Raw genomic sequence first — 845 nt, forward strand, 5'->3', positions numbered from 1 at the left:
GTGATTTTGCCTCTAGATTTGGAATTTAAATTACAGAAAAATGATGTCGCTTTTGCCGTGAACGACTTGGTGGAAAGCATTCCGGAGGAAGCTTTTGTGCCCTTTATCCGAGCCACCGGCTGCCCTGCCTACCATCCGCGCATGATGCTAAAGATCATCCTGTGTGCCTACACGCAGTCCGTCTTTTCTGGCAGGAGAATCGAAGCACTCCTGCAGGACAGCATCCGGATGATGTGGCTGGCCCAAGGCCACGAGCCAACGTACCGGACCATCAATCGTTTTCGGGTGAACCCGTTCGTGCAGGAGCTGCTCCGGCAATGTTTCGTCCAGTTCCGTTGCCGCCTTGTGGCGGAAGAGTTGATTGACGAGGAGGCGCTCTTCATCGACGGCACAAAAATCGAGGCCAACGCCAACAAGTTCACTTTCGTTTGGCGAAAGTCAATCGAAAAGTACAGCACCAGCCTGGTCGAAAAGTCAAACCGGCTCTACGATGAGCTGTTGGAGCGCCAGATCATCCCGGAAATCGAGCGGGATAGCACGGAAGAACTGACCGTCGAAGAGCTTCTCCACGTGGTAGAGACATTGGATGAGACAATCAATGGCTATACCGAGGAGATGGCAGCAGAAGAATCGGGCAGTGAGCGCAAAAAGCTCCGTGCGGAGCGGAAGATCCCAAAGAAATACCGCAAGGCGTTCCAGGAAATGGCAGAACGGAAGCAGAAGTACCAACAAGACATGGCCATCTTCGGCGACCGGAACAGTTATTCCAAGACAGACACCGATGCGACCTTCATGCGCATGAAGGACGACCACATGGGCAACGGCCAGCTGAAGGCCGGCTACAA

The 845-nt window shown here is 53.5% G+C and carries 1 protein-coding gene; it reads left to right on the plus strand.

Annotated elements, in window-relative coordinates; all coding sequences use genetic code 11:
• Positions 1 to 845 (plus strand): transposase (locus PVE40_RS12835; protein ID WP_274732317.1); only part of this gene is annotated, 845 nt, incomplete at both ends.

Origin of the sequence: Jeotgalibaca caeni (assembly GCF_028863945.1) — a bacterium.
Taxonomy (GTDB): Bacteria; Bacillota; Bacilli; order Lactobacillales; family Aerococcaceae; genus Jeotgalibaca; species Jeotgalibaca caeni.